Below are 3,758 nucleotides of genomic sequence, written 5' to 3' on the forward strand. Positions count from 1 at the left end.
AGGGCGCTTTGCTTGCGAAGCACTGCTTCGCAAGCGCCCGAACGCACAGCCGCCAGCGGCTGGGCCGGACTGGGGGTTCACGGCGTCCCCTGCCACCGGACCCACCCCGCCAACCCACGTATAGCCAGCTTTTGCCGTTGCCTCGGCAGGCGCAGGGCGCAGCCCTGCCAAAACCCACTCCATTCACCCGGATTTCGCGGGCGCAGCCGGATCATCCGGCCGCCATGACCCTCCGCCTCGCCCTCGTTGCCCTGTTGCTGCTGCCGGGCCTGGCCAGCGCCCGCACGGTCTACCGCTGCGTGCAGGGCAACACCGTCAGCCTGGCGACCGCCCCGGAACCGGGCTCGCGCTGTACCCCGAAGGACATCGACGACAACGCCATCCAGACCCCCAACCTGTGGGGCAACATGGGCGTGTTCAGCGGCGTGCTGTACGAACGCGAGCAGGACGGGAAGCTGGTCTATTCCACCCGCAACCTGCCCGGCTCGCGCGTGTTCCTGAAATTCACCGTCGCCACCCCGCCCGGTGAGCCCGCCCACGAGGGCCTGGGCAAGGTCGGCAAGCCGCAGCTGGCCCAGCACGCCAAGCAGTTCAAGGCAGCCGCCAAGGCCACCGGCGTCGACGACGCCTGGCTGCGCGCGATCGCCCACGCCGAAAGCAACTTCGATGCGCTGGCCGTCTCCAGCAAGGGCGCGCAGGGCGTGATGCAGCTGATGCCGGAGACCGCACTGGAATACGGCGTGCGCGATCCGTTCTCGCCGCAGCAGTCCATCGACGGCGGCGCCCGCTACATGCGTGCCCTGCTGCGCCGCTATAACGGCGACCGCGCGCTGTCGGCGGCCGCCTACAACGCCGGCATCGGGGCGGTCACCCGCTACAAGGGCGTGCCGCCGTATGCCGAAACCCTGGCGTACGTGGACAAGGTGATGGCGCTGTACGCGCGCTATCGCGAGGCGATGGGCATCCGCAGCGAAGTACCGGCGAAGTAGCAGTCCCCCGGCCTGACCTGTGGGTGTGGCGGGACGCGAGCCCAGCGTCTATCGTCGTGGCCTCTCTCAGGGCAGGGCGAACGCGAGCGATGGCACGGCGGCAATGGATGGCGGTGGGGGTAGTGGTGGTGGCAACGGCAGCCGCGCTGGCGGCCACCTGGTGGGAACGCCCCGCACAGGCACCGGACGCACCCGTTGGCCCGCAGCCCACGCCGCTGGGCTGGACCGCGCAGATCGAGCCGCTGGCCGGTGATGGCCACCCCGGTGACCGCGACGGCACCTCGGCCCAGGCGCGCTTCGCCGAGCCCTATGCGCTGCTGCGCACCGCCGATGGCAGCGTGTATTTCACCGATGCCGGTGACAACAACCGCATCCGCCGCCGGCTTCCCGATGGACGCGTTGAAACGGTGGCCGGGCAGGGCGAAGGCCTGGCCGATAGTCCGGGCCTGCAGGCGCGCTTCAATACGCCGTCGGGCATCGCCGCCGATGCGCAGGGCAACCTGTACGTGGCCGACACCGGCAACCACGCGATCCGCCGCATCGGCACCGATGGCCAGGTGACCACCGTGGCCGGTGGCACGCAGGGCTATGCCGATGGCCCGGCCGCACAGTCGCGCTTTGACGGCCCGATGGGCATTGCCGTGGACGCGCAGGGCCAGGTGTTCGTGGCCGATACCTGGAACGACCGCATCCGGGTGATCGGCACCGATGGCAACGTGCGCACGCTGGCCGGTGGCGATCGCCCGGGCTTCGCCGATGCAGTGGGTGGCGAGGCCCGCTTCGATACACCAGTGGCACTGGCCTTCGACGCGCACGGTGCGCTGCTGGTGGCCGACTTCTTCAACAACGCGGTGCGCCGTGTCGGTGCCGACGGCACGGTGAGCACCGTGGTCGGCAACGATGGCGTCATCAACGGGCCGCTGTCGCTGGCCACGACCCACGACGGCGTGCTGTACGTGGGCGACTTTGGCGGGCGCATCGTGCAGGTAACCCCGCAGGGCCACCAGATCACACTGCTCGGCAACGATCGGTTGCCGCGCCTTGCCCGACCCAGTGGCTTGGCTGTGGAGGACGACGGCAGCCTGCTGGTGGCCGACGCCGCCGCTTACCGCGTGCACCGCGTGCGACCGTTGGCAGTGGGCGCGCTGCCTGCACCGGCGCTGGTCGGGCCCGCCGCGGACGCCGCGCTGCCCGATACCGGCGGGCGCTGGCCGCTGGCACCGCAGCAGGGCTGGCATGAAGTGGTTGGCACGCTGGGCGAAGTGCGCGGCACCTTCACCGGCGAGAGCCGCCACCACCTGCACGGCGGCTTCGACGTGCGCGGCGACGTGGGGCAGACCGTGCTGGCCATCGCCGACGGCAAGATCAGCAGTCCGATCGCGGCGTGGAGCCTGGGTGGCCAGGCCGAAGGGCTGGCGGTGGGGCGCCTGAACTACATCCACATGCGGGTGGGCCGCACTCCCGCCGGCGAGCCGTTCGATGCACGCTGGCAGCCGCTGTACGGCGAGGACGGCAAGCTGGAGCGCATCCGCGTGCGGCGTGGTACGCGCATCCATGTCGGCGACCGTCTGGGCAGCATCAACAGCCAGGCGCACGTGCACCTGCAGGTGGGCACCAGCGGTTTCGAGACCAATGCGGTGGCGCTGGGCTTCACCGGTTACGCCGACCATTTCGCGCCGCGCATCACCGATGTCGGTCTGCTGGATGACAACGACCAGCCGCTGGCCGCAGGCAGCGACGGCGTGGTGATGCTGGCCCGGGAGGGGCGTGGCGTGCAGATCGTGGTGGAGGCGTGGGACCAGGTGGACAACAACCTGCCGCGCCGCCGGTTGGGGCCGTACCAGGTGGGCTACCAGATCCTCGACGCCGCCGGGCAGCCGCTGCAGGGTTACGAACAGCCGCGCTGGAACATCGTGTTCAACCGCATGCCGCCGCAGAAGCAGGCGGTGAAGGTGGCCTATGCGCCGGACAGTGGCATCACCGTGCATGGCAGCGCGGTAACCCGCTTCCGCTACCTGGCGACCAACACCGTGCGCGATGGCCTGATGGAAACCGGGCGCTGGCAGCCGGCGGCGCTGCCGCCGGGCGAATACATCATCCGCGGCAGTGCACGCGACTACAGCGGCAACGAAGGCATCGGCAAGCGCGATATCAGGGTGCGGCTGCTGCCATAGCCGCGGCCGGCGCGCCGCAACGTTCGCGCTCGGCGTCCATGTCTTCCAGCGGTCGCACTTCGATGCTGCCAAAGCGTGCCCAGGGGAATTCGCAGGCGATGCGCATGGCCTCGTCGCGGTCGCGTGCGCGGATGAGGTTGAAGCCGGCCAGCAGTTCGCGGGTTTCGGCGAAGGGGCCGTCGAGCACGCGGCTGTGGCCATCGCGCACGCGCAGGGTCTGGGCGGTGTCGACCGGCTGCAGTTTCTGTGCGGCCAGCAGGGTGCCTTCGGCCTGCAGCTGATCGGCGTGGGCGAGGCAGTCGCGCATCAGTGCATTGAACTCGTCGCTGGGCAGGGCCTGCAGCAGGGCGGGTTCGATGTAGATGAGGAGCAGGTACTGCTGCATGGTACGGTCCTGGCGGGGCGGGGTTTCATGATGGCGCAGGTTGGGTTGCGGGCATGCTGCGGCGCGAAAGGCCGCCTGCGGCGGGGGATCGGCGAACGGCGGAGCCCCTCCGTGGTGGGGGCTGAAAGCCCGGGGAGTGAGGGTTGGCCGGGAGGGTGGGTTGGCTGGGGGACGCTGCAAGTACGTCCATGTAAGCTCGGTCGCCGCATC

General features: G+C 70.1%; 3 protein-coding genes. 2 read left to right on the forward strand and 1 reads right to left on the reverse strand.

Annotated elements, in window-relative coordinates:
- Nucleotides 1–224 precede the first annotated feature (224 nt).
- Nucleotides 225–989, forward strand: coding sequence for a lytic transglycosylase domain-containing protein (locus DCO49_RS19625; RefSeq protein WP_116865414.1), 765 nt, complete (start codon nt 225–227; stop codon nt 987–989).
- Between the two features lie 89 nt (nt 990–1,078).
- Nucleotides 1,079–3,163, forward strand: coding sequence for a gluconolaconase (locus tag DCO49_RS19630; RefSeq protein WP_116865415.1), 2,085 nt, complete (start codon nt 1,079–1,081; stop codon nt 3,161–3,163).
- Here DCO49_RS19630 and DCO49_RS19635 read toward each other — a convergent pair.
- Nucleotides 3,141–3,548 (reverse strand): YciI family protein, encoded by a 408-nt coding sequence (locus DCO49_RS19635; protein ID WP_116865416.1) that lies wholly within the window; start codon nt 3,546–3,548, stop codon nt 3,141–3,143. The genes DCO49_RS19630 and DCO49_RS19635 overlap by 23 nt on opposite strands.
- Nucleotides 3,549–3,758 lie beyond the last annotated feature (210 nt).

The organism is Stenotrophomonas sp. SPM, assembly GCF_003105135.1.
Lineage (GTDB): Bacteria > Pseudomonadota > Gammaproteobacteria > Xanthomonadales > Xanthomonadaceae > Stenotrophomonas.

Coding starts and splice junctions, on each gene's coding strand:
- DCO49_RS19635 (WP_116865416.1), bottom strand. CDS start 3,548: ATGCAGCAGTACCTGCTCCTCATCTACATCGAACCCGCCCTGCTGCAG.
- DCO49_RS19630 (WP_116865415.1), top strand. CDS start 1,079: ATGGCACGGCGGCAATGGATGGCGGTGGGGGTAGTGGTGGTGGCAACG.
- DCO49_RS19625 (WP_116865414.1), top strand. CDS start 225: ATGACCCTCCGCCTCGCCCTCGTTGCCCTGTTGCTGCTGCCGGGCCTG.